We start from the raw sequence: 3,492 nt of genomic DNA, 5'->3' as shown, positions 1-3,492 counted from the left end.
GCGTCCCGCCCGGCGGTCGGCCCGCTGCCACGACCCGACGGACGGGGAGTCCGTCGGGCCTTCGGCGTCCCCGAGCACCGTCCCGCCAGCTGCCCCGTCCCCGCCCGCCCCGCGCCCCGCCGTTCGATTCCGCCCCGGCGCGCCCCTGGCGGCACGCTGGCGCGCCCTGGCGAGCACCCTGGCGCTCGGGTGGCGATCGGCCGCGGCCCCTACGGGGCGCGGCCCAAGATCGGCCAGGATGGCCCCATGTCCGACACCTTCCACACCCAGACCTTCGACGTCGCCACCGGCCGCGACGAGGCCGCCCTCGACGTCACCGACCGCTGCCACGCCTTCCTGAGAGAGGTCGCGGACGGCCGCGACGGACTGCTCAACGTCTTCGTCCCGCACGCCACCGCGGGCATCGCCGTGATCGAGACCGGCGCCGGCAGCGACGACGACCTGCTCGCCGCGCTGCGCGAACTGCTTCCCGCCGACGACCGCTGGGAGCACCGCCACGGCAGCCCCGGCCACGGCCGGGACCACGTCCTGCCCGGCCTGGTCGCCCCGCACGCCACCCTGCCGGTGGTCGGCGGCCGGATCGCCCTCGGGACCTGGCAGTCCGTCGTCCTGATCGACACCAACCGGGACAACCCGCAGCGCAAGCTCCGCCTCTCCTTCCTCGGCTGACCGCCCGGCGGGAGCCCACGGGTCACGGCGGTGCGGCGGGCGCCGCTGTGGCGGGCGGGCGTGCGGGCGTGCGGGCGGGTGGCCGGTGATCACCGGGTGCGCGCGCTGTGCCATGCTGGCGCATGCCCCTGACGAACCCCTGGCTCTCCGGTCCTGCTCCCGAAGCCCGGCTCCCGCGGCCCGAGTTGGAAGAGCGCATCCTCAACCTGCTCTCCTCGCAGAACATGTGCGTGCTCGCCACCACCGGCCCCGACGGCCCGCTGGCCACCCCCGTCCGGTACTTCCACCTCGACTTCGCGCTGCTCGTCACCGCCGCGCCGAACTCCCCGAAGATGCGCAACCTGGCCGCCGACCCCCGGGTCTCGATCGGCGTCTTCGCCCCGCTGGTCGGCCAGGCCAGCAGCCGCGGCGCCCAGGTCTTCGGCCGGGCCCGGGTGCTGACGGAGGACGACCCGCAGTTCGCCCACTACTGGCCCGCCTACCGCTGGCAGGCCGACCACGTCGAACGCGGCCGGAGCCTGGACGAACCCCAGGGCGGACCGCTGGTCGTGGTGGACGCCGAGCGTATCGTCTACACCGAGCACTGGCTGCGCCGGAAGGGGTACGCCCCGCGCCAGTTCTGGAAGCGCCGGGAGCCGGCCCCGTCCGCCGGGTAGCCGCCCGCCCGGCGTACCCTGTCCGGTATGGGAGAGCAGCCGGAGGCCGAGCCCCGGAACCAGACCCGGCCCGTCACCGAGCAGGTCTGCGAGGTGTCCGCCGACCCCGAGCAGGCGCTGCACGGGCTGCGGCCGGGCGGGCCGGGGGAGCGGGCCGCGTGCGTGCTGTGCGGCGAGGAGACCGAGTACCCGGCCGACGCGCCCGGCAGCCCGCTGTGCCCCGTCTGCACCTGGCAGCAGGCCCAGCGCGCCGCCTGCTCCGGCTGACCGCGTGACCGCGCTGCCCGCCCCCGTCCCCGTTCCCGACGGGCGCCTGGAGCGGCCGCACGCCACCCTCGCCTACAGCACCACCGGCGGCCGGGGCCCGCTCGCCGTGCACGCCCACGGGGCGCTCTCCAGCCGGGCGCACGAGCGGCGGGCCGGGCTGTTCGACTGGACGGAGCTGACCGCGACGCACCGGCTGGCCCGGTACGACGCGCGCGGGCACGGCGAGTCCACCGGCCGGGCCGTCCCCGCCGACTACCACTACCCCGCGCTGGCCGCCGACCTGCTGGCGCTGTGCGACCACCTCTCGCCCGGCGCGCCCGTCGCCGCGCTCGGCGCCTCGATGGGCGCCGCCACCGTGCTGTGGGCCGCCCTCGCCCGCCCCGAGCGCTTCGACCGCCTGGTGCTGGCCGTCCCCGCCGTCGCCTGGGCCGCCCGGGAGCCCCGCCGCCGCGGGCTGCTCGCCGCCGCCACCCTGGTCGAGCGGCGCGGCCGGGGCGCGCTGGACGCCGCCGCCCGGATGTCCGGGCCGCCCGCCGTCCTGGCCGGGGCCCCGCAGTACACCACCGGGTTCGATCTGCCCGAGGCGCTGCTGCCGGCCGCGCTGCGGGCCGCTGCCGCCTCCGACCTGCCCGACCCCGAGGCGCTGCGCGACCTCCCGCACCCCGTCCTGCTGCTCGCCTGGGACACCGACCCGCTGCACCCTCCGGCCACCGCCCGCACGCTGGCCGCGCACCTGCCGGACGCCCGGCTGCACGTCTCGCACACCCTTGCCGGCGTGCGGAGTTGGGGCCGGCTGGCGGCCGCGTTCGTGGCGGAGGGGGAGCGGCGCGAGGGCGACGGTCGGGGCGCCGGGGCCTGAGCCGGGCCGTCGGGGACGGCCGCACCCGGTACCGCTGGGCCGGGGCGCCGGTCAGGCGTCCTCGCGGGTGGTGTGGTGGACGGTGGAGCCGGTGCGGTGCTTGCGGACCAGCAGTTGGGCGGGGACGCGGGTGCGCAGGTCGGGGACGTGGCTGACGATGCCGACGGCGCGGTCGCGTTCGCGCAGCGAGTCGAGGACGTCCATCACCTCTTCGAGGGCGTTCTCGTCCAGGGTGCCGAAGCCCTCGTCGATGAAGAGGGTGTCCAGGGGCATGCCGCCGGCCTCGTCGGTGACCACGTCGGCCAGGCCCAGGGCGAGGGCGAGCGAGGCGAAGAAGGACTCGCCGCCGGAGAGGGTGGCGGTGTCGCGCTCCCGGCCGGTCCAGGCGTCGACCACGTGCAGGGACAGGCCGGAGCGCTTGGTGCCGGAGACCAGGCCGTCGCTGTGGACGAGGGTGTAGCGGCCGCCGGACATCTTCAGCAGGCGGCGGGTCGCGGCGGCGGCGACCTGCTCCAGCCGGGCGGCCAGCACGTACGACTCCAGGCGCATCCGCAGGGCGTTCTCGGCGGGGGCGCCGGCCAGCAGGGCGGCCAGCCGGCTGATCCGGGCGTGCGCGTCCAGGACGGGGGCGAGTTCGGCGGCCAGTGCGGCCAGGTCGCGGCCGATCCGGGCCAGGTCGGCGACCCGGCGGCGGGCCCGGTCGTGCGCGGAGTGGGCCTCGGCGAGGTGGTCGTCGGCCCGGACGGCCGCCGCGCGGGCCGGTTCGGCCGCGGCGGGCGGGAGCGCGGCGGCGGCCCGCAGGGCGGGGTCGGCGAGCTGGGCGTCGGCCAGTTCGAGGTCGGCGTCGAGCTGCTTGAACCTCCGCCGCAGCGCGTCCAGTTCGTCCGGGGGCAGGGCGGCCGCGTCCAGCGCCGCCAGGTCGGCGAAGCCCGCGTCGCGGGCGGCCCGGTGCAGGGCCGCCGCGCTCTCCTCGCAGCGGGTACGGGCGGTGGCGGTGGCTCGGGCGGCGTCCAGGACGGCGGTGGTGGCGGTGGACAGCGC

The 3,492-nt window shown here is 78.0% G+C and carries 5 protein-coding genes; 4 read left to right on the top strand and 1 reads right to left on the bottom strand.

Annotation, left to right across the window (positions count from 1 at the left end; genetic code table 11):
- Nucleotides 1-246 precede the first annotated feature (246 nt).
- The 4 genes from ACFUEL_RS37130 to ACFUEL_RS37115 all read left to right on the top strand — a co-directional run bounded on the left by ACFUEL_RS37130 (nucleotide 247) and on the right by ACFUEL_RS37115 (nucleotide 2,451).
- Entirely contained in the window at nucleotides 247-669 is a 423-nt protein-coding gene (locus tag ACFUEL_RS37130; protein WP_380242221.1) for a secondary thiamine-phosphate synthase enzyme YjbQ, read from the top strand.
- Nucleotides 670-791: 122 nt separating this feature from the next.
- A complete protein-coding gene (locus ACFUEL_RS37125; protein WP_380242219.1) occupies nucleotides 792-1,325 on the top strand; it encodes a pyridoxamine 5'-phosphate oxidase family protein in 534 nt (177 codons plus the stop codon).
- A 27-nt stretch (nucleotides 1,326-1,352) separates the two neighbouring features.
- Nucleotides 1,353-1,592, top strand: a complete 240-nt coding sequence (locus ACFUEL_RS37120) for a hypothetical protein (protein WP_380242217.1) — start codon at nucleotides 1,353-1,355, stop codon at nucleotides 1,590-1,592.
- 4 nt (nucleotides 1,593-1,596) lie between these two features.
- Entirely contained in the window at nucleotides 1,597-2,451 is an 855-nt protein-coding gene (locus ACFUEL_RS37115; RefSeq protein ID WP_380242215.1) for an alpha/beta fold hydrolase, read from the top strand.
- 51 nt (nucleotides 2,452-2,502) lie between these two features.
- On the opposite strand, the gene ACFUEL_RS37110 is transcribed toward ACFUEL_RS37115, so the two are convergent.
- Nucleotides 2,503-3,492: SbcC/MukB-like Walker B domain-containing protein (locus tag ACFUEL_RS37110; protein ID WP_380242214.1), on the bottom strand; the 990-nt coding region annotated here is incomplete at its 5' end.

This window comes from Kitasatospora sp. NPDC057198 (assembly GCF_042670125.1).
GTDB lineage: Bacteria > Actinomycetota > Actinomycetes > Streptomycetales > Streptomycetaceae > Kitasatospora.
This window is presented reverse-complemented; position numbering and strand designations above follow the sequence as displayed.

Bases quoted from the DNA above. Each gene is read 5' to 3' on its own strand.
- ACFUEL_RS37130 (WP_380242221.1), top strand. From the start codon at position 247: ATGTCCGACACCTTCCACACCCAGACCTTCGACGTCGCCACCGGCCGC.
- ACFUEL_RS37125 (WP_380242219.1), top strand. From the start codon at position 792: ATGCCCCTGACGAACCCCTGGCTCTCCGGTCCTGCTCCCGAAGCCCGG.
- ACFUEL_RS37120 (WP_380242217.1), top strand. From the start codon at position 1,353: ATGGGAGAGCAGCCGGAGGCCGAGCCCCGGAACCAGACCCGGCCCGTC.